The sequence below is a fragment of the Paraburkholderia strydomiana genome (assembly GCF_031456815.1).
GTDB lineage: Bacteria > Pseudomonadota > Gammaproteobacteria > Burkholderiales > Burkholderiaceae > Paraburkholderia > Paraburkholderia caledonica.
In genome coordinates this window covers 260,191-278,678 of record NZ_JAVDVL010000003.1, presented here as the reverse complement: position 1 = coordinate 278,678, position 18,488 = coordinate 260,191, and the positions used below count along the sequence as shown (strand labels likewise).

Below are 18,488 nucleotides of genomic sequence, written 5' to 3'. Positions count from 1 at the left end.
CATAAACACTAACATGTTAGTAGTATTGCGCTTGATATGATCCAGGGTCAATAGCCAGTCGGCTGATCGCGGGTTTTCCCTTAAGCTTCGACGGCTGCTTCCAACCATCGTCCACTATGTCTTCGTCCGCTTCCACACGAGTTTTGCACCGCAATCTGCCGATGCTGTTGCTGCGCGCCCGAGAAAAAATGATGGAGCGTTTTCGCCCATTGATTACCGCGCATGGTTTGACTGAGCAGCAATGGCGCGTGATTCGCGCGCTCAACGAGCACGGCCCGATGGAGCCGCGCCATATCTCCGACATCTGCACGATTTCGAGCCCGAGCATGGCAGGCGTGCTCGCACGCATGGAGAGCATGGAACTGGTGACGAAGGAGCGTTTCGCGGAAGATCAGCGCCGCGTGCTCGTGTCGCTAACCGACACGAGCGTCGAGCTGGTGCGCGTGATCTCGAAGGATCTGGAGGCGCACTATCGGGAGCTGGAGCGCAAGGTGGGGCCGGAGATCGTCGAGCGGGTTTATCGCGCCGTGGACGATCTGCTGGCCGGTCTCGAGGAAGAAGACGACTGAGCGGGGCACGCGGCGTTGCTTACCAGCCCTGAAAACGCATCCAGGGCGTGCTCTGGCCGTCTGGCGCAACGGCGTAGTACTCGGGGAACTGCGCGCCGGTCGCGCACGCGTGGTTGGGCAGAATGCGCAGTTTCATGCCGATCGGAAAGCGTTGCGTAATGTCTCCGTTAGCTTCGTGCGCGCCTTCTTCGATCGGTGAAAGAATGCCGTGTTCCTGGTTCGCGCCGCTCACCACGTAACCGGCAAGCGGCGTGCCGTTGAGCAGACACGGCTGACCATAGCCGAAATCGTGCGCCTGCTTCGACGTGCCGCGATCGCGGCTAAAAGCCATCCATCCGGCGTCGAGTATGGCCCAGCCTTTCTCGGGCTGATGACCGATAACAGTGGCCAGCACGCTCAGCGCAATGTCCTCGAGCGCACAAACGCCGACGTTGTGCATGACGAGATCGAAGAATACATAGACGCCCGCCCGCACCTCGGTCACGCCATCCAGCTGTGTGGCCGCGAGCGCCGTGGGCGTGGAGCCGACACTGACCTGCGGGCAAGGGATGCCAGCCTCGCGCAAGCGCTGCGCCGCGCGAACACAGCCGGCGCGCTCCTGTTCCGCCAGCGCGGCAAGCGCTTCTGGCGTGTCGAGTTCGTAACTGGAGCCCGCGTGCGTCATGACGCCGCCGACGGTCATGCCGTTCTCGTGCAGAATCCGGCCGACGTCGAGCAAGCTCTCGTGCTCCGGCGTGATACCGGAGCGGTGCCCGTCGGTGTCTACTTCGATCCATACCTCGAACGTTGCGCCGTGTTGATCGCCGAACGCGGCGATGGCCGCTGCCGCGGTCGGGTTGTCCACCACCAGCTTGAGATTGCAGCCCTGGCGGCGCAGCGCCAAGGCTCGCGGCAGTTTCGAAGGCGCGATGCTGACTGCGTAAAGAATGTCATTCACGCCGGCCGCATGGAACGCTTCGGCTTCCTTTAGCGTGGAGACAGTGATGCCGCGCGCGCCGGCCGCAATTTGCGCCCGCACGACGTCGATACATTTGGTGGTCTTTACATGCGGACGGAACGCGACGCCGAGCGTGTTCATATGCGCCTGCATGCGCGCAATGTTCTTTTGCATCCGGCCGATGTCGATCAGGGCCGCGGGCGTTTCGATCTGTTCGAGTTTCATGCTTTCACCGGGAAATGGGCGGGATTTGGAGGATACGGCTCAAGCCCGTGGGAGCGGGACACCAGGTGCCAATTATAAAGTCGGCATGCGGCGCGAAACTTCAGCGGATCGAATTCATAGATTCAGTCTGGCTTAATGCGAGATTCGCCACGGCGGCAGCGGCCGGAATCTCGCCTGCAAGTGCTGCATGAAAATTCGTGTACGCGCGGGCAAGCCAGCACGTTGATGGGTGAGCGCGATGACGTTCGCGTCCGGAGTTTTCCACGCGGGCAGCAGGCGCACGAGCCTTCCTTTCGCGATGTCGTCCGCCACGTCCCATTCGGAGCGCAGGATCACGCCGCGGCCTTCGCATGCCCATTGACGGATCACGTCGCCGTCGTTGCAGATCAAGTGCGATGAAACGCGTACGCTGCGGCGTGTGCGGCCGCGGCTAAACTGCCAGAGGGTGACGTCTTCGTTATTCTCGCGAAGCACGATACAGGGCATCCCGGCGAGGTCGTCGGGCGACTCGGGCGCGCCGATACGCTTGACGAGCGCGGGCGCCGCGCATACGAAGCGCGCGTTCGGGGCGATCGTGTAACCCACGCGGTTGGATATCGGCAGGTCGCCGATATGCACGACGATGTCGAAGCGTTCAGCCGTTTCCATGAGCGGCTGGTCCGACAGCGTCAACGCGACGTCGATATCCGGATGCTGTTGCTGAAAGCCGGCAATCGCGGGCGCCACGTAACGCCGCCCGAAACCGAGCGGCGCGTTGACTTTCAATGTGCCGACGAGGCCGCCGCGGCGCATCTGCAGATCTTCGAATAGTGTATCGAACTGCTGAACCAGTTCCGCGCCACGCTCGCAGAGCAGCGTACCTTCCTCGGTAAATTGAAGGCGGCGCGCGCTGCGATTGAGCAGTTGAGCACCGAGCTTCTTCTCCAGTTGTTGCAGACGCTGCGTAATTGCCGAAGGTGACAGCCCCAACTTTCGCGCCGCGGCGACGAGGCTGCCGCTTTCGCGTATGGTCAGCAGGAAGCGTATGTCGGCGGAATCGTTCATGAAGGTACTATTTTCAGTCCTGGACTCTGGAGCTTAATGCGTTTGTCCGCACGCTTCCAGTGGCGGTGCAGGATGAAAGGTAAAGTGGTGCTTCTGTAACGCAGACGACAGCTCTAAACGCTACAGTATGCGCAGATGATTCCCTATCGCTTTCACTAACGAGAACACCGATGCCGTTGTCACATGAGGCCGACGCCGCGCCGAAAAGTGCCCTGAAACAGGGCGTATTTTTGCACACCGGGTGGCGGAGCGCAGGCACCTGGGTGTGGTCCCGTCTCCGGGCGCTCAACGCTGTAACCGGATTTTACGAGCCGCTCAGCAACGTACTGGCTGATTTGAGTCTCGCCGATGTTGCCGCAAGCCGTCCCACGCTGACCTCCGGACATCCGCCGCTCGATGCCCCTTACTTCAACGAGTACACGCCCTTTCTGCAAGAAGGCGCGCGCGGCGTGGCCGGCTACAGCAGGCAATTCAGCATTGACCGTTTCGGCGACGTGCCGGATGCCGGATTCCCCGCGCTGCACGCGTATTTACGCAACTTGTGCGAGCACTCGACGCGGCAAGGCAGCGTGCCGGTGTTCAAGTTCTGCCGGTCCTCAGGAAGGTTGCCGTGGCTCAGACACGCCTTTCCCGATGCAATGCATGTCGGTGTGTTGCGCAATCCCGCTTCGCAATTTGCTTCTGGCTGGCTCCTCAACCAGCAGTGGCGTAATCCGTTTTTTGTGGCCGCGCCTTTTCGCGTGCTTGGATTGAATCGTGCGGAACCCGTGGTGAAGCAGGTTATCGACATGTGCGATGTAAAGTTGCCGCCCGCCACGCCGGCTTCCGACGACGCCTACGCAATGGCCTGCGAACAGTACGCACGCAGCGCGGAAGGCAATAATGCATACCGCGCATTCGTCGCGCTGTGGATTCTTTGCGCGTGGCGAATGGGGCAAGGAGTCGATCTGCTCATCGACATGGACCAGCTTGGGCAGTCGCGCGAATACGCAGCTCGTCTGCGAGCGAGCTTCGAGGCGCAGAGCGGCTTGTCGCCCGATTTCAGCGGCGCGCGCGATCTGGTCGAGGAAACGCGACGCAACGCGGCGCGCATCGGCGCGATAGACGGCGGGTCGATGCGCGCGGTACATTCCGCAGCGCTAAAATTTCTCAAGGCGCAAAGCGGTATGGAGGCAGCCTTCATCGAACGAGTGCGCGAGCAAATGGTCCTCGCTAACGAGTTGACTGCGCAATGGCGCTAAACGCGCATTGTTCTTCTGCCTAAGAAGCCACGGCCTTTTTCGATTCCGCCATTGTTTCTGCCCTCAGCCGGTCGTAGCTGGTCTTGTCGAGCGGCACCGCGCCCGGCTGACCCAGATCGGACAGTTTGACCCGGTAGTTCTCCCGCGCGCTCCATGCGGTCACCGCCGCAATGATCGTGATGCCGAACGTGATCGCTCCAATCGTGAGCGGAACATTGTGCGATCCCGGCGGCGCGACATACGCAAATAGTGCGGGCAGCAGCGCCGTAATCGTCGTCCCGATGTTCTGCCCGATCGCCATCGCGGAGACGCGCGAGCGGGTCGGAAAAAGTTCTGGATAGAAGCTCGGGAATGTGGCGTTATAGCCCTGGTAGACGATGCCCCACATCAGGATCGACATGACGATCGCGAGCGCTACGTTGTGGATACTGATCGCATAGAGGTACGCAAAAGAGAGAAGCCCCGCGCCGAGTGCGCCGACAATGATCGGCAGGCGTCGCCCGATCCGGTCCGACAGATTGCCCACGTACGGGATCACGAGCACGGCCACAATGTTGCCGATCACCGGAATCCATAGATAGACGCTTTTGGAAAAGCCTATACCGTACGCGGCCTGCACCGCATAGGCAGCGCCGAAAATCGTCGCAACCACGGGAATGACGTTCATCAGCGAGCAGCCCACCACACGCAGCATGTCGACCCAGTTGTAGCGGAACGCCTCGGCAATCGGCGACTTCGGCACGCCGCCGCTCGCGTCTTCTTTAGCGAAAGCGGGCGTTTCCTCGACCTCGCGCCGGATGATATAGCCAGCCACGAGCACCACGGCACTCAGTAGAAATGGAATACGCCAGCCCCACGAGTTGAACGAACTCTCCTCCATGAAATAGGCGAGCGGCAGAAACACGGCGGCAGCGAGAATCTGTCCGGCCTGCACGCCTTGCAGCGTGAAACTGGCGTAATAGCCGCGTCGTCCAAATGGCGCATGTTCAAGAATCATCGAGCTCGCGCCCGAGATCTCGCCGGCGACCGCAAAGCCCTGAATCAGACGAAGCACAACGAGCAGCGCCGGTGCAAGCAAGCCGACATGCTGATAGGTGGGCAGGAATCCCACGGCCATCGTCGAAAAGCCCATCAGGAACATGCAGAGCAGCAGAACGTTCTTGCGGCCATGCGTGTCGCCCCAATGTCCGAGCACGAACGCACCGATTGGCCGTGCGACATAACCCACACCGTAAGTGGCGAGTGAGGCGACGATCGCGATCTTTGGATTGCCGGACGGAAAAAACAGCTGAGGAAAGATCAGCGCCGCTGCCTGCGCGTAAATGAAGAAATCGTAGTATTCGAGTGCCGAGCCGATCCAGCCACTGGCGGTTGCCTTGCGCGCCTGCCCGCGATGCTTGCGGTCATCCACCGATACATTCGTTGTCATGTTGCGCCTCCTCACCTGATTTTTTGGGTGACCAGCTTCTGCGGCTGCCTCATTTGGCGACCGGCGGGCCAACTATGCAACCAGGATTTGTACGACGGGGTCAAGATTGCGGCAAACGCATGCTGCGATGCCGCAGAACGCAAAACGCCGCCGGTGACATGCAGTGCGCCCAGCACAGTTGCCGCGCAAAAAACAATACAGTGAGGCGCGGTTCTGTTTTGCTGTATCGGGAATATGCGACGCAGCGTGGATACAGTTGACGGACTCCAATCCGTCTGTCCGCCCGGTCCGTATGCCGCGGCACATCCCGAATCCGAGGTAATCAATGAACGCAGCAAACGAACAAGCGAAACTTTCGGTGCAGCAGATCGGCCACTATATCGGCGGGGTTGCGGTCGACCCGACCAGCGGCCGCTTCAAGGAAGTGTTCAATCCCGCGACGGGTCAGGTGACAGGGGCGGTCGCGCTTGCGTCGATTGAGGAAGTGGATGCTGCAGTGCAATCCGCGAAAGCCGCCTTCGTTGCGTGGAGCGAAACCGCGCCGCTCAAGCGAGCACGCATTCTGTTCAAGTTCAAAGAACTGCTCAACAAGCACCACGACGAACTCGCGATGCTCATTACGCGCGAGCACGGCAAGGTGTTCACGGACGCGCAAGGGGAGGTCGTGCGTGGCATCGAAGTGGTCGAATTCGCGTGCGGCATTCCGAATCTGCTGAAGACCGATTTCACCGACCAGATCGGCGGCGGCATCGACAACTGGAATCTGCGTCAGCCGCTCGGCGTGGTCGCGGGCATCACGCCGTTCAATTTCCCGGTCATGGTGCCCATGTGGATGTTCCCCGTGGCGCTGGCTTGCGGCAACACCTTCGTGCTGAAACCGTCGGAACGCGATCCTTCAGCGTCGCTGCGCATTGCGGAACTGTTGAAAGAAGCCGGTTTGCCGGACGGCGTGTTCAATGTGGTCAACGGCGACAAAGTGGCCGTCGATGCACTCATCGAACATCCGGACGTCGCCGCACTGTCGTTCGTCGGGTCGACTCCGATCGCCGAGTACATCCATACGGAGGCCTCGAAGCGCGGCAAGCGCGTGCAAGCTCTCGGCGGCGCCAAGAATCACCTCGTGGTGATGCCCGACGCCGATCTCGACCAGGCCGTGGACGCGCTGATCGGCGCGGCATACGGATCGGCCGGCGAGCGTTGCATGGCAATTTCGGTGGCGGTGGCAGTGGGTAATGTCGCCGACAAGCTGATCGAAAAGCTGGTGCCGCGCGTCAAGTCGCTCGTGATCAAGAACGGCGAGAACCTCGACGCTGAAATGGGTCCGCTCGTGACCGCGGAGCACAAGGCGAAAGTCGCGGGCTATATCGCATCGGGCGAAGAAGAGGGCGCGACGCTCATCGTGGACGGCCGCGCGCATCCGGTCGCGAACGAAGCAGGCTTCTTCTTTGGCGGAACGCTGTTCGACAATGTCGGCACGCAAATGAAGATCTATAAGGAAGAGATCTTCGGCCCAGTGCTGGCCGTGGTGCGAGTGCCCGATTTCGCCAGCGCGGTGGAACTCATCAACGCGCATGAGTTTGGTAACGGCGTGTCGCTCTTTACGTCGGACGGCGGTGTGGCGCGCGCTTTCGGTAGGCAAATTCAGGTGGGTATGGTCGGCATCAATGTGCCCATTCCGGTGCCAATGGCGTGGCACTCGTTCGGTGGGTGGAAGAGGTCGCTATTCGGCGATCATCATGCGTATGGTGAAGAAGGCGTGCGATTCTATACACGTTACAAGAGCATCATGCAGCGCTGGCCGGACAGCATCGCAAAGGGTGCCGAGTTCACGATGCCGGTCGCGAAGTAACTCGCGCTACACACCTGATGAAGACTCTTCTTCAGCTTCATCCAGGACTGCGTTTTGCACGGCCATCGCGGGGCTCACATAAGGCGGTGCCTGGCGTGGCTCGTCAATGCTGTAGCGCAGACGTCCCGCGTCGACATACACGCGAAAGCCCCTGTATTTGACGAGGTAAAGCAAGCCCACGAGAGCGGCGGCGAAGCCCGACGCCGCGCCCACGCCGAGCGCCCAGCGCGGGCCGAAACGGTCCGCGACCCAGCCGACCACGGGCGCGCCAAGCGGAGTGCCCCCGAGCGCAATGGCGAGCAGGATCGCGATCACGCGACCTCGCATGGCCGGCTCCGTGGAGAGTTGCACTAGACTGTTGGTGGACGTGTTGAAGGTTTGCGTCGACACGCCGATGAAGGCGAGCATCACGCCGAAGAGCACATAGTTCGGCATCAACGAAGCTGCCGTGCAGCCCACGCCGAATACTGCCGCAGCGCCGAGCAGCAACGCCATGCGCGGTTGCGCGCGGCGCGCGGCCAGCAGCGCGCCGGTGACGGAACCGATCGCCATGGTCGAACTCAACACGCCGTATTCGCCCGCGCCCGCATGAAATGCGGTGACGGACATCGTCGAAATAAAAATAGGGAAGTTAAGGCCGAACGTGCCGATCAGGAACTGCATGAGCAGCGCCGCCTTCAGATCGGGGCGCTTCCATACGTAGCGGAAACCTTCCACGAAGCTGCCACGCGAGCGCATTGCGCGAGGCTTTGCATGTAGCTCGCGAGCACGCAACATGCGCAGCGCGCCGAGTACGGCGATAAACGAGAGCGCGTTGATCAGAAACACCCAGCCCGTTCCGACCGACGCGATCAGCAGACCCGCCACCGCCGGACCGATCATTCGCGCGGCATTGAACGACGTGGAGTTCAGCGCGACCGCATTGGAAAGATCGCTTTCGCCGACGAGGTCCGACACGAAGGTCTGACGCGCGGGCGAATCGAATGCGGTTACGCAGCCGAGCAGTCCTGCGAAAACGTAGACCTGCCAGAGTTGCACGAGGCCGGTAATCGTAAGCAGCCCAAGGCCGAGCGCGAGACTGCCCATTGCCGCCTGCGTGATGAACAGGAGCTTTCGACGGTCGAAATGATCGGCCGCATAGCCGGTGAGCGGCAGTAAAAGCATTTGCGGCCCGAACTGCAGCGACATCACGATACCCACGGAAGTCGCATTGTGTTGCGTGAGTTCCGTGAGGACGAGCCAGTCCTGCGCGGTGCGCTGCATCCATGTACCGACGTTGGAAACGATCGCACCACTCGCCCACACACGGTAATTGAAGTTGCGCAGCGAACGGAACGTACTGCTCACCGGAATTTATCTCCTACGAATGTCTGGATGGTGTCTGGCCTGCAGCGCATGCTCATGCGCGCGTTTGTTCGAGCATGTCGAGCACTTCCTGCGTGGTGCCCGTTTCGCCGAGCCGCGGGAAGATTCGCGTGAGGCTGTTCGTGTGAGCGTCCAGGTGCAGGTCGGTCATCGCGTCGACAGCAAACGCGATGTTCAGACCTAGCTCGTGGGCGAAACGCGCGGTTGATTCAACGCCGACGCTGGTCGCCACACCCGCCAGCACGATTTGCGTCACGCCTTGCTCGCGCAGATACGCTTCGAGATCAGTATTCGTGAACGCGCCCCACGTGCGTTTCGTCACCAGATGATCTGACTCCTGCCGGTTCAGTTCGGGCACGAGATCGGCAAAACCCGCGGGGAAATTGCCGGTAGGACGCGCCTGCTCCGCGCGACCCGGCGCGCCGCCCGCCACGTTCACGAGCACGACGGGCAGGCCGTGGCGGCGAAACGCGTGGGCCAATTGGGCCGCGCGTGCGACCACTTCAGCCGTGGGATGAGCGGTGGGCATTGCGACGATGCCTTGCTGTAAGTCGATCACCACCAGTGCGGTCTTTGCGTCGAGCGTGGTCAGTGCCATGTGAGCTCCAGTTCTGGTTTGCGTGAGAATTACGATTCGGTCAGGCGTTTGAGCAATTCGACGCCAGCGGCAAGTTGCTGCTGCTCGGCTGCCGAAAAGCGCGTCTGGATAGTGCGAAACAGCCAGTCTTCGCGTGCGGCGCGACTTGCCTTGATCTTCTTGCGGAAGGCGGGCGTGAGCGAAAGAACCGTTTGCCGGCCGTCGTTCGGATCGGGCGCGCCGCTCACTAGCCCTGCGGCTTTCAAAACAGAAAGCGTCTCGCCCATGGATTGCGGACGCATGCCCTGGCTGCGCGCGAGTTCGGTGACCGTTGCGGGGCCGTCGCGCTCAAGCAGGCCGAGAACCTGTATCTGCGAGGGAGTGAAATCGCCCAGATGCGCCTCTTCGCGCAGACGGCGACGCAGCTTGCCGGTCAGCACCCGCAGGTCTTCGGCGAGTGTGTGAAGCGAATCGGAGTCGAGCGGCGAATCGTTCTTGCCCATGTGTGCCAGCAGAAAGCCAGACGAATATATGAAGGTAACCTGTGTAGGCTACCTTCATATATGGCACGGGTCAAGTGGACCGTCAGTCTCTCAGGCGGTTGGCACACGGTGCGGCCGCGGCGCGGCCGGCGTTCTGCTACGCGTGTCTTTCTGCTCTTCTTCCGCGCGAATGATCGCGAGCAATTGTTCGAGCCGCATCGGACGGCCCGTCAGGAAGCCTTGAACCACATCGCAGCGCGCGTCGCAAAGCCATTCGAGTTGCGCCGGATACTCGACGCCTTCCGCGACGACCAGCAGGCCGAAGCTATGCGCCATCGATATGATCGCGGTGACAATGGGCTGACCGCCATTGGGCAATGGACAGATGAAACTGCGGTCGATCTTGATGCTGTGCACGGGAAAAGACTGCAGGTATGACAGCGACGAGTAGCCTGTGCCGAAGTCGTCGAGCGACAGGCGCACGCCGGCGGCGCGCAATTCCTGCATTGCCTGAATGCCCACCGACATATTGGACATCAACTGGCTCTCGGTCAGTTCGAGTTCGAGCAGCGAAGCCGGCAAGCCGCTTTTCTTCAGCGCGGTGCAGACTTCGTCCGTGAAGCCTTCGGTTCGCAGTTGGCGTGCGGAAATGTTCACGGCCACATGCACGCCTGCATTCGTGCCGGCATTCCAGTTCGCGGCGTCGCGGCAAGCGCGCCACAAGACCCAGCGGCCAAGCGCGACGATCAGATCGCTGTTTTCCGCAATTGGAACAAATTCGGCCGGCAAAATGGGGCCTTCCGTCGGATGCGTCCAGCGGACCAGCGCCTCCGCGCCGAGCAGCCGGCCGGAAAGGCAGTCGAATTGCGGCTGATAGACGATGTCGAGCCCGTCCTGTTCGAGCGCCTTGCGCAGTTCGGCTTCGATGCGCGCGCGCCGTTGCGCCTCGGCTGTCATCTCGCTCTGAAACTCGACGGCAATGCTCTTGCCCCTGCTTTTCGCCGAATACAGCGCAATGTCCGCATTGCTCACCAGCTCCGCAATTTCGGCGGTGTCCTCGGGATAAACGCTGAAGCCTACGCTTGCCGATACGGCCGACTCAATACCGTGCAGAACAAATGGGCGTGACAGGTTGCGTGCGACGCGGCCCGCAGTCGCGCGTGCGCGAACGCGGCTTGCATCGGGCCCGAGCACGATAGCGAATTCGTCGCCGCCGATTCGGCTCACGAGGTCGTGAGGCCGGACGACGTTGCGCAACGCCTCGGCGACCTGCTTGAGCAGTTCATCGCCGGCGCCATGGCCCAGCGTATCGTTGACGGTCTTGAAGTTGTCGAGGTCCACCATCATCAGCGCGACGCGCTTGTTGGCGGCGCTTGCCTTGTGCAGGCGCATCTTCAGTTCATCGTAGAACGCACGGCGGTTCGGCAGATCCGTCAGCGGATCGGTCGAGGCAAGATATTCGAGGTCTTTCTCCGCGCGCGACACACGCTCGCGCATGCGCTTCATGACGAGCGATGCGATCCATACCGAACACAGCGACGCGCCAATGAGAAAGCAGCCGTACTGGGCAAGCTGCATTTTTATCGCGTCAGTTGCTGCTACGACGACGATGCTGCCGAGCAACCGGTCGTTATGAATGATGGGCGCCGCGACGAAGATGTCTTCGAGTGAAAGACGGCGCGAGTTGCCCACGTTCTCGAGCGTGCCTTCTTCGTAGTCAGCGCGGCGGAGCCCGGGGCGCGCATAGCGCACGAAGAGTTCTCCATCTGGCGTATAGACGGTTGCGCTCTCGACATGCGGAACCTTGCGAAGCGAGCCTAGTATTTCAGCAGTCGCCTCGCGGTCGCCGAACATGGCCGAGGCGGTCAGATTCTCCGCGAGCACCGATGCCTGCATGCTGACGTCGTCGGTCAGCGACGCGCGCAGCGAAAGCGCCTGATAGATCAGCAGCACGACACTGGAAATGAGCAGCGCGATCGCCACGCCGACCAGATTCACATGTTCGCGTGGCCATGCAAGCCGTGACCATGCGGAGAAACTTTTCATAGAACCGTCCTCGCGAGGCGCATGAGTTTCGAACTGAGCGTGATGCGCCGGCGTGAAGCTTCGCTAACGTTGATATCGAACTTCAGATGATCGCCGTCGCGCACGAGGCGAATCACCCAGCCCTGCTCGGTGGTGTCGACCTCGCTCACGATCACGACGGGCGCGTCGGATGTCAGCAGCGCCTTGACTGCCGCGCTCAATGGAGTGTTTGCGGTTAACACGACGAGGTGGCAATCGGCGGCTTTTTCCGTGCGAGGCAGCGGGCGAACGCGCCATCCCTGTTTGCCCGCACGCTTGCCGTCGAGCTTGGCGAGTGCCTGACCGAGCGGGCTCTCCTGATCCACGCATACCGAGAGCAGGTTGTCCGCCGAACGTCCCGGTGGCCAGTCGGTGAACTGCGCGAAGTTGAAGATGTAGGCCGCCTCGAGCGCGGACAGGTCCACCTGCGCATCGACTGATGTCTGCACGATCAGAGGCGACGCGAACACGAAACACGCCGCTATGGTCCTGATGCGAACGCGATTCATGTCAGAACCCGTAGACGGCCTTGAACACGAAGGTCCGGCTTTGCTGCGCAACTGTCTCCTGGGTGAAGCCCGGACCCACTGGGTCGGCGTACCGTTTATCGGTCAGGTTATAGATGGAAAACGACAGGTCCGCACCGCGAATCAGCCGGCGCGAACTTAGCGTCACGTTCGCGAGGCAGAAACCGCCGGTCTCGCCGACCGCAGCCAGTCGCGTGGACGTGCATTGCACTTCGAGTCCCGATACCAACGCATTCGCGAAGAAGGGCACAGCGACATTGGCTTTCGCGAGATGCTTCGGCGAATTCTGGAGTGCGGCCCCGGTGTTGGAGTCGTGAGCTATCTGGTACGAATAGCTCGCGCGCACCCGCGTGCCTGCCATTTGCTGCTCATAGGCGAGTTCCGCGCCTCGCGCGGTGGCGCGATCGACATTGCGGAAGATATAAAGACCGGAGCTCTGCTGTGTCGTCGAGATCAACTCGCGCGCGTTGTACTGGAACAGCGAGAGTGTCGCGCGGGCCATCGCGGACACGGCTCTTTCATATACGACTTCGGTCGTCGCGATGTGCTCTGCCTTCAGCGATGAATTACCCAACTGGCCGTCGGCGCCGCCTACAGCGTAGTACATCTCGTATGCGTTCGGCGCGCGATAGGCCTCGCCGTACAGCAGCTTGAACGTATCGCGCGGAGTCAGCTTGTAGATGAGCCCGATGCGCGGACTCAGGTTGCCGCCCGAGGCCGTCTGCTGGTCGTAACGCAAGCCCGCATTCAGCGTGAAATTGGCGGGCAACGTGATTTCGTCTTCGATATAGACACCGGCGCGGTTGCCGCTGTGATGGTCGTCGAGCAATTGGGAATACGGGTCGACGTTGTAGTTGTACTGGTTCAGGCGCGCGTCTCGGGTGAAGTCCGTACCGATCACGATTCGATGTTTGTCGATCGACGACACGGTCGCGTGCACGTCGGCGCCGTACCAGAGCGCGTGGCTGCCGTCGACATTGGCCACATACGGTTGCGGACCGTAGACCGACGGCATCCGGTAGTCGTAGCGGCCCCAGTACACCTGCGATGCCAGCGTGACGCCGTCGGCAAGCAAATGCTGGTACGAAAGATCCAGATAGCTTCGCGTGTCCGTCACGCTGAAGGGCGCATTGAACACCGCGCCGTACGGCGCATCGGGCACGCCCTTCGTGCGGTTTCCGTAAATGAACGTGAGGCGGAAATCGCCATACGCGGCCTTGCCTAGGAAGTTCTGCGCGCGGTCGTAGTCGAGCCGGTTGGCGACGCCGTTGTTCTGCTCGGGCGTGTCGAATGCCGGGTAGTACAGATCCTGACCGCTGCGTCCATACGACGTCGCGGAAACAAGAATGTCGGCACCGTGCGCACCATGCCAGCCGTATGACGCACGCGCCTTTTTCTCGCCGAAGCTCCCCACCGCGACGGCGGCTTCCGCGCCCGCCAGATCGCTGCCGGTTTTGGTGATCACGTTGATCACGCCGAAAAGCGCGTTCGCGCCGTACATCGCCGAACCGGGGCCCGGCACATACTCGATGCGCTTCACCAGATCCATGTCGAGCGGGAAGTCCGTGCCGATGGGCGCCTGACCGTACACGCCGTCGTTCGTACGCATGCCGTCGATCAGCAGCAGAAACCGGCTGTTGTAATCGCCAGGACGCTGAAAGCCGCGAGAGCCGAGGTATTCATATGAGCGGTCGTTTGTCACATACAGGCCCGGCAACGACGCGAGCGCGTCGGCAAGCGTGCGCCAGCCGAACTGACTGATGTCTTCGGCGGTAAGAACGACCACGGCGGCCGGTGCGTCGGTAACCGACTGATCGAAACGTGACGCCGTGCTGACAGTGACCTGCATCAGCGCCTCCAATGGCATCGCCGCCAACTCCTCTGTGTCCGGGGTCGAAGCTGCGCTCGCGCGCGGCTCGTTACCGGCGACAGCTGCCGGCGAACAGAGCGTTGCCAATCCCGCGACAGAACAGGCGACCAGGCGTTGAGAAAGGAAAAAAGAAGCGCGCGTAGTTGGAACCATGACAGCCGGTAAATCGGGAACGCTCCTTCAAAGTGGATCGTCACCTGTTTGTTATCGGCGCGGGAAAGGGAAGCTTGAATCGGCGCGAGTCTTCGCGTTGCGCGCTGGCTGGCTTCACAGCGGCAGGGACAGGCTTGTAAAAAGGGAATAGGGATATCCACCGTTTTGGGCCATGCCTGGCGCGAAAAACCGGGAGCCCATGCCGCGTGCATGAGCTTTTCCAAATCGTCGAATAGCGCGTGGCGCATGGATTTCGGCGGTATCGAACGGAGGCCGTGTGAAGTCGCGGCACGCGGCTTGCTGTAGTAGCCGTTTTTACCGCCGCCCTCACTGTCATGCAACAAACTTTCAATTCCAGAACTCTCGGCTCCATGCGACAGGCGATGATCGAACGCGATCTCGCCCATATCGAACAGGTTCTCGTGCGCTCGCATGCAAGTGCCCGCGACAATTCAGCTTTTCCGCTCAGCTACTGGCACGAGCGTCTGAGTCGCATCAAAGACGGCGGCCAACTGTGGGGTGTACATCTTCGCAAGATCGACACACTGCAGCGTCTGCTCAACGGCGCATTGCCGCAAAGTTAAACCACTCGTCCGACACTGAAACGCGCGCCTCCAACGCATAGGCGCGCGTCATGACATACCCTGGTTGCGCCAACGCGCACGTCCATGTAGCGGCGCGTTTTTGACCTCGGGCACAGCCTCGATGCTCTCGATACGCGCGATGCGCTATTCGTACTTCGCTTGTATCCGCCGTTTCTCTCTCCGCATCCGCCGTAATCGTCCCCCGTTCCTCTCTCTCGCGCGCCGGCTTCCTTCGGCTCACTCCCGTCTACTACCGATGAGTTCTCCTCGGGCGTTCACGCGGCGCGCTTCTTGCGGCGTGACGACAACGCATGCCGGGGCTCCGGCTGCGCGGCCAGTGTTGTGCACCCTAGTGCGCGCAAACCACGGAGAGCAAACATGGAAACAGGAAAAGTGGAAGGGGCAGTGAAGGAAATAGGCGGCAAGGTGCAGGAGGCGGCGGGCGAGATGCTCGGCGACACCGGGACCCAGATGGCCGGCACCGCCCGCGAACTAAGCGGCAAGGCTCAACAGGTGTGGGCGGATCTCACGGACGTCGTGCGCGAGACGACCACGGAGCGGCCGTTCACCGCGCTCGCGATTGCGGCGGCCGCGGGTTTCATTCTCGGCGCGCTGCGCTCGGCAACCGCCCGCGACGTTCGCGGCGACAGGGATTACCGTTAGATACGGTTGACACAGAGTCGATTGCATCGTTCGGATCAAGCGCTCGTCGCCGGTTGACGCAACCGGTGGCGAGCGCCCGTGACGGCAATTGCTGGCGGGAGATACAGGATGTCAATACATACCAAAGTGAGCCAGTGGCGCAACGTGGCGCGTTTCTGTTCCAGTCGGGCGGTGGACTACGCCGAACTTCTGGCACTCGAACTGGAGGAGGCGAAAGGGCGATTGGTGCGCGAAGTCATCGCGATGGTCGTGCTGGCGGTCGCTGCCATGTTCACCCTCTCTTTTCTGTGCGTGGCCATCATCGTGACGGCGTGGAACACGCCTTACGTCATTTCTGTTGCGTGGGGTGTTGCGGCCGCATGGCTCGTCATATCGATCGCCACCTTCGCGATGATGAAGGCCCAGAAGCCCGTCGAGCCGTTGCATGTGCTGCGCGACGAAGTGTCCCATGACCTGGAAGCCCTGAAGGACGCCCTGAAATGAAACACGATCCAGCCTGGCATCAGGAACGCCGCGCGGCGATCCTTCAGCGCATGGCCGCCTCTCGCGCGCGCCTGTTGTCTGCAAATCTGGCGTTGCACACACCTCGGCGAACCACGATAGCGGGTGTGCCGGCCGTCAACGCAATGAGTTCTCTCGCCGACACGCCTTACCTGGCACTGGTGCTCGCGGCCGGTCTTGCGGCCGTGCTTCTCGGGCCGCGCAAAGCGATTGGAACGCTCGCACGCACAAGCGTAATGGCGTGGCTCACGAGGACCGCGCGCAGTGTGTTTCAGCGCTAGCGCGATTTAACGCTTTCATGCCGGCGCCATCGCTCCACGTGCGATGCGGCGACTATCGCGCGGTACGAGACCGCGCGGCACGCGGGATGCGCATGTGTTCGCGTTTCACCCGCGAGTAGTTGAACCGTTCAGTGTGGAGGATATATGAAGGCGCTTAGATGGCATGGCAAGAAAGACATCCGCTGCGACACTGTGCCCGATCCGAAGATCGAACATCCGCGCGACGCGATCATCAAGGTATCGAGTTGCGCGATATGCGGCTCCGACCTGCATCTTTACGACGGCTTCATGCCCGGCATGGAGTCCGGCGACATCATGGGCCACGAATTTATGGGCGAGGTGATGGAAGTCGGCAAGGAGAACAGCGCACTGAAGGTGGGTGACCGCGTGGTCGTGCCGTTCACCATCATCTGCGGCGAATGCGATCAATGCAAACGCGGCAACTTTTCCGTGTGCGAACGGAGTAATCGCAACAAGGACATTGCCGACAAGATGTTCGGCCATACCACGGCGGGCCTGTTCGGCTACACGCATCTGACGGGCGGTTATCCTGGCGGGCAGGCCGAATTCGTCCGCGTGCCGTTTGCGGATAAAACGCATGTGAAGATTCCGGACGGTCTGAGCGACGAGCAGGTGCTTTTCCTCGGCGACATTTTTCCGACCGGCTGGCAGGCTGCGGTGCAATGCGATATCGAGCCTACCGATACGGTCGCGATCTGGGGCGCCGGCCCGGTCGGGCAAATGGCGATTCGCAGCGCCGTACTGCTCGGCGCAAAGCAGGTGATTGCGATTGACTGCGTCCCTGAGCGTCTTTCGATGGCGCGCGCGGGCGGCGCCGTCACGATCGATTTCAAGGAAGAGAGCGTCCTCGAACGGTTGAAGGAACTGACGGGCGGCAAGGGGCCGGAAAAATGTATCGACGCTGTTGGCATGGAATCGCACGCAACGCGTTCGGTCGACTCAATGTACGACCGCGCAAAGCAGGCCGTAATGCTCGAAACCGACCGGCCGCACGTGCTGCGCGAGATGATCTACGTTTGCCGTCCTGCGGGAACGTTGTCGGTGCCGGGCGTCTACGGCGGTCTGGTGGACAAGATTCCGTTCGGTGCGTCGATGAACAAGGGCCTGACATGGCGCATGGGACAGACGCACGTCAACCGCTGGACCGACGATCTGTTGCGGCGAATCCAGGAAGGGCAGATCGACCCGTCGTTCGTTATCACGCACACGGTTTCGCTCGATGAAGGCCCGCGCATGTACAAGACGTTCCGCGACAAGGAAGACGGCTGCATCAAGGTCGTGCTCAAACCTTGACGCGTCGGGCAGTGATCGTCGCGGCACAGACGCCGTCTGTTATTTCACGTGAGCTGCGCTGACGTGGCTCCCCAGAATGAAGGTGATGTAAATGGATTCCCGTACTGAACCGAAGCAGGAGAGCGCTCGCGCCCTGAAGGAACGACTGCCGCAACCGGATTCGATCGCGCGCGGCCTTGGGTGGTACAGCATTGCGCTCGGCCTCGCAGAACTGGTCGCGCCGCGCATGATGGCTCGCGTGGCAGGCGTCGAGACAGGACCCGGCACGATGCGCTTCTATGGTTTGCGCGAGCTTGCGTGCGGCGTCGGCATACTGGCGTCGCGCGATCCGCGGCCGTTCTTGTGGGCGCGCGTGGGCGGCGATGCACTCGACCTTGGCACGCTCGCGCTGTCGTCGAACAAGTGGAGCGCACGCGACCGGCAACGGGCGGCAGCAGCGGCGGTGAACGTGGTCTGCGTCACGGCGCTCGACGTGTATGCCGCCAATTGCGCGGAGAGTGCGCCGCGTTTGCCGTCGGCGGACTATAGCGACCGCACCGGTTTTTCCAGCTCGCCCGAGCAGATGCGCGGTGCCGCGCTCGCGGACTTTGAAACGCCACGCGACATGCGCACGCCGGATGCGCTAGCGCCCTATACGCGCGGCGATCAGTCGTCGACGACGGGTCAGCGCCTGCGTGCGGGAAGCGCGACGAGCGCCGCATAAGCCTCCGCATCGGCGTAGAAAGCGTGCCCTCCGCGACGGCGGGCACGCTTGATTCCGCGTTGAGTTTGCGTTCTATATAGGCTTGTCTTGCACGGTGTGTTTGCAGACCA

General features: G+C 61.5%; 19 protein-coding genes. 9 read left to right on the top strand and 10 right to left on the bottom strand.

Features of this window, described 5'->3' with window-relative positions; genetic code table 11:
• Positions 1 to 161: 161 nt before the first annotated feature.
• The gene (hpaR, locus tag J2W46_RS10810; RefSeq protein WP_020068300.1) at positions 162 to 569 is read left to right on the top strand and encodes a homoprotocatechuate degradation operon regulator HpaR; all 408 of its coding nucleotides are present in this window, start codon (positions 162 to 164) and stop codon (positions 567 to 569) included.
• Positions 570 to 588: 19 nt separating this feature from the next.
• On the opposite strand, the gene J2W46_RS10805 is transcribed toward hpaR, so the two are convergent.
• Both J2W46_RS10805 and J2W46_RS10800 read right to left on the bottom strand, forming a co-directional pair.
• The gene (locus J2W46_RS10805) at positions 589 to 1,731 is read right to left on the bottom strand and encodes a DSD1 family PLP-dependent enzyme (RefSeq protein ID WP_288828128.1); all 1,143 of its coding nucleotides are present in this window, start codon (positions 1,729 to 1,731) and stop codon (positions 589 to 591) included.
• Between the two features lie 132 nt (positions 1,732 to 1,863).
• Positions 1,864 to 2,775, bottom strand: coding sequence for a LysR family transcriptional regulator (locus J2W46_RS10800; RefSeq protein WP_310353533.1), 912 nt, complete (start codon positions 2,773 to 2,775; stop codon positions 1,864 to 1,866).
• Positions 2,776 to 2,945: 170 nt separating this feature from the next.
• Here J2W46_RS10800 and J2W46_RS10795 point away from each other — a divergent pair, with 170 nt between their 5' ends.
• Positions 2,946 to 4,016 (top strand): hypothetical protein, encoded by a 1,071-nt coding sequence (locus J2W46_RS10795; RefSeq protein WP_310353530.1) that lies wholly within the window; start codon positions 2,946 to 2,948, stop codon positions 4,014 to 4,016.
• A gap of 19 nt (positions 4,017 to 4,035) precedes the next feature.
• On the opposite strand, the gene J2W46_RS10790 is transcribed toward J2W46_RS10795, so the two are convergent.
• Complete coding sequence (locus tag J2W46_RS10790; RefSeq protein ID WP_020068304.1) at positions 4,036 to 5,445, bottom strand: MFS transporter; 1,410 nt, start codon at positions 5,443 to 5,445, stop codon at positions 4,036 to 4,038.
• Positions 5,446 to 5,770: 325 nt separating this feature from the next.
• On the opposite strand from J2W46_RS10790, the gene J2W46_RS10785 reads away from it, so the two are divergent.
• Positions 5,771 to 7,294, top strand: a complete 1,524-nt coding sequence (locus J2W46_RS10785; RefSeq protein ID WP_310353527.1) for a CoA-acylating methylmalonate-semialdehyde dehydrogenase — start codon at positions 5,771 to 5,773, stop codon at positions 7,292 to 7,294.
• Positions 7,295 to 7,300: 6 nt separating this feature from the next.
• Here the strand turns inward: J2W46_RS10785 and J2W46_RS10780 are convergent, their stop codons facing one another.
• From J2W46_RS10780 to J2W46_RS10750, 7 genes are all read right to left on the bottom strand, one after another.
• Entirely contained in the window at positions 7,301 to 8,641 is a 1,341-nt protein-coding gene (locus J2W46_RS10780; protein ID WP_088173395.1) for an MFS transporter, read from the bottom strand.
• Between the two features lie 52 nt (positions 8,642 to 8,693).
• Positions 8,694 to 9,257 (bottom strand): isochorismatase family protein, encoded by a 564-nt coding sequence (locus J2W46_RS10775; RefSeq protein WP_020068307.1) that lies wholly within the window; start codon positions 9,255 to 9,257, stop codon positions 8,694 to 8,696.
• Positions 9,258 to 9,286: 29 nt separating this feature from the next.
• Positions 9,287 to 9,739, bottom strand: coding sequence for a MarR family winged helix-turn-helix transcriptional regulator (locus tag J2W46_RS10770; protein WP_310353524.1), 453 nt, complete (start codon positions 9,737 to 9,739; stop codon positions 9,287 to 9,289).
• 90 nt (positions 9,740 to 9,829) lie between these two features.
• Positions 9,830 to 11,764, bottom strand: a complete 1,935-nt coding sequence (locus J2W46_RS10765) for a putative bifunctional diguanylate cyclase/phosphodiesterase (protein ID WP_310353521.1) — start codon at positions 11,762 to 11,764, stop codon at positions 9,830 to 9,832.
• The gene (locus J2W46_RS10760) at positions 11,761 to 12,291 is read right to left on the bottom strand and encodes a YfiR family protein (protein WP_310069280.1); all 531 of its coding nucleotides are present in this window, start codon (positions 12,289 to 12,291) and stop codon (positions 11,761 to 11,763) included. The genes J2W46_RS10765 and J2W46_RS10760 overlap by 4 nt, the downstream gene beginning before the upstream one ends.
• 1 nt (position 12,292) lies before the next feature.
• On the bottom strand, positions 12,293 to 14,158 hold the full coding sequence (locus J2W46_RS10755) for a TonB-dependent receptor plug domain-containing protein (RefSeq protein ID WP_310353517.1): 1,866 nt from the start codon (positions 14,156 to 14,158) through the stop codon (positions 12,293 to 12,295).
• A complete protein-coding gene (locus tag J2W46_RS10750) occupies positions 14,158 to 14,739 on the bottom strand; it encodes a hypothetical protein (RefSeq protein ID WP_310353515.1) in 582 nt (193 codons plus the stop codon). Before J2W46_RS10750 ends, J2W46_RS10755 begins: the two co-directional genes overlap by 1 nt.
• Here J2W46_RS10750 and J2W46_RS10745 point away from each other — a divergent pair.
• From J2W46_RS10745 to J2W46_RS10720, 6 genes are all read left to right on the top strand, one after another.
• Positions 14,716 to 14,916, top strand: a complete 201-nt coding sequence (locus J2W46_RS10745; protein ID WP_020068313.1) for a hypothetical protein — start codon at positions 14,716 to 14,718, stop codon at positions 14,914 to 14,916. The genes J2W46_RS10750 and J2W46_RS10745 overlap by 24 nt on opposite strands.
• A 378-nt stretch (positions 14,917 to 15,294) precedes the next feature.
• The gene (locus J2W46_RS10740) at positions 15,295 to 15,579 is read left to right on the top strand and encodes a CsbD family protein (RefSeq protein WP_020068314.1); all 285 of its coding nucleotides are present in this window, start codon (positions 15,295 to 15,297) and stop codon (positions 15,577 to 15,579) included.
• Positions 15,580 to 15,687: 108 nt separating this feature from the next.
• Positions 15,688 to 16,062 (top strand): phage holin family protein, encoded by a 375-nt coding sequence (locus tag J2W46_RS10735; protein ID WP_020068315.1) that lies wholly within the window; start codon positions 15,688 to 15,690, stop codon positions 16,060 to 16,062.
• Positions 16,059 to 16,361, top strand: a complete 303-nt coding sequence (locus J2W46_RS10730) for a hypothetical protein (RefSeq protein ID WP_020068316.1) — start codon at positions 16,059 to 16,061, stop codon at positions 16,359 to 16,361. The genes J2W46_RS10735 and J2W46_RS10730 overlap by 4 nt, the downstream gene beginning before the upstream one ends.
• A gap of 144 nt (positions 16,362 to 16,505) precedes the next feature.
• Positions 16,506 to 17,675, top strand: coding sequence for a zinc-dependent alcohol dehydrogenase (locus J2W46_RS10725; RefSeq protein WP_087753813.1), 1,170 nt, complete (start codon positions 16,506 to 16,508; stop codon positions 17,673 to 17,675).
• Positions 17,676 to 17,766: 91 nt separating this feature from the next.
• Positions 17,767 to 18,378, top strand: coding sequence for a hypothetical protein (locus J2W46_RS10720; protein WP_310353511.1), 612 nt, complete (start codon positions 17,767 to 17,769; stop codon positions 18,376 to 18,378).
• Positions 18,379 to 18,488: the final 110 nt, after the last annotated feature.

Excerpts from the sequence above, each read along its gene's own strand:
- J2W46_RS10790 (WP_020068304.1), bottom strand. The coding sequence starts at position 5,445 with ATGACAACGAATGTATCGGTGGATGACCGCAAGCATCGCGGGCAGGCG.
- J2W46_RS10750 (WP_310353515.1), bottom strand. The coding sequence starts at position 14,739 with ATGGGCGAGATCGCGTTCGATCATCGCCTGTCGCATGGAGCCGAGAGT.
- J2W46_RS10760 (WP_310069280.1), bottom strand. The coding sequence starts at position 12,291 with ATGAATCGCGTTCGCATCAGGACCATAGCGGCGTGTTTCGTGTTCGCG.
- J2W46_RS10765 (WP_310353521.1), bottom strand. The coding sequence starts at position 11,764 with ATGAAAAGTTTCTCCGCATGGTCACGGCTTGCATGGCCACGCGAACAT.
- J2W46_RS10795 (WP_310353530.1), top strand. The coding sequence starts at position 2,946 with ATGCCGTTGTCACATGAGGCCGACGCCGCGCCGAAAAGTGCCCTGAAA.
- J2W46_RS10740 (WP_020068314.1), top strand. The coding sequence starts at position 15,295 with ATGGAAACAGGAAAAGTGGAAGGGGCAGTGAAGGAAATAGGCGGCAAG.
- J2W46_RS10800 (WP_310353533.1), bottom strand. The coding sequence starts at position 2,775 with ATGAACGATTCCGCCGACATACGCTTCCTGCTGACCATACGCGAAAGC.
- hpaR (WP_020068300.1), top strand. The coding sequence starts at position 162 with ATGCTGTTGCTGCGCGCCCGAGAAAAAATGATGGAGCGTTTTCGCCCA.
- J2W46_RS10745 (WP_020068313.1), top strand. The coding sequence starts at position 14,716 with ATGATCGAACGCGATCTCGCCCATATCGAACAGGTTCTCGTGCGCTCG.
- J2W46_RS10770 (WP_310353524.1), bottom strand. The coding sequence starts at position 9,739 with ATGGGCAAGAACGATTCGCCGCTCGACTCCGATTCGCTTCACACACTC.
- J2W46_RS10805 (WP_288828128.1), bottom strand. The coding sequence starts at position 1,731 with ATGAAACTCGAACAGATCGAAACGCCCGCGGCCCTGATCGACATCGGC.
- J2W46_RS10775 (WP_020068307.1), bottom strand. The coding sequence starts at position 9,257 with ATGGCACTGACCACGCTCGACGCAAAGACCGCACTGGTGGTGATCGAC.
- J2W46_RS10735 (WP_020068315.1), top strand. The coding sequence starts at position 15,688 with ATGTCAATACATACCAAAGTGAGCCAGTGGCGCAACGTGGCGCGTTTC.
- J2W46_RS10730 (WP_020068316.1), top strand. The coding sequence starts at position 16,059 with ATGAAACACGATCCAGCCTGGCATCAGGAACGCCGCGCGGCGATCCTT.
- J2W46_RS10720 (WP_310353511.1), top strand. The coding sequence starts at position 17,767 with ATGGATTCCCGTACTGAACCGAAGCAGGAGAGCGCTCGCGCCCTGAAG.
- J2W46_RS10755 (WP_310353517.1), bottom strand. The coding sequence starts at position 14,158 with ATGCAGGTCACTGTCAGCACGGCGTCACGTTTCGATCAGTCGGTTACC.
- J2W46_RS10725 (WP_087753813.1), top strand. The coding sequence starts at position 16,506 with ATGAAGGCGCTTAGATGGCATGGCAAGAAAGACATCCGCTGCGACACT.
- J2W46_RS10785 (WP_310353527.1), top strand. The coding sequence starts at position 5,771 with ATGAACGCAGCAAACGAACAAGCGAAACTTTCGGTGCAGCAGATCGGC.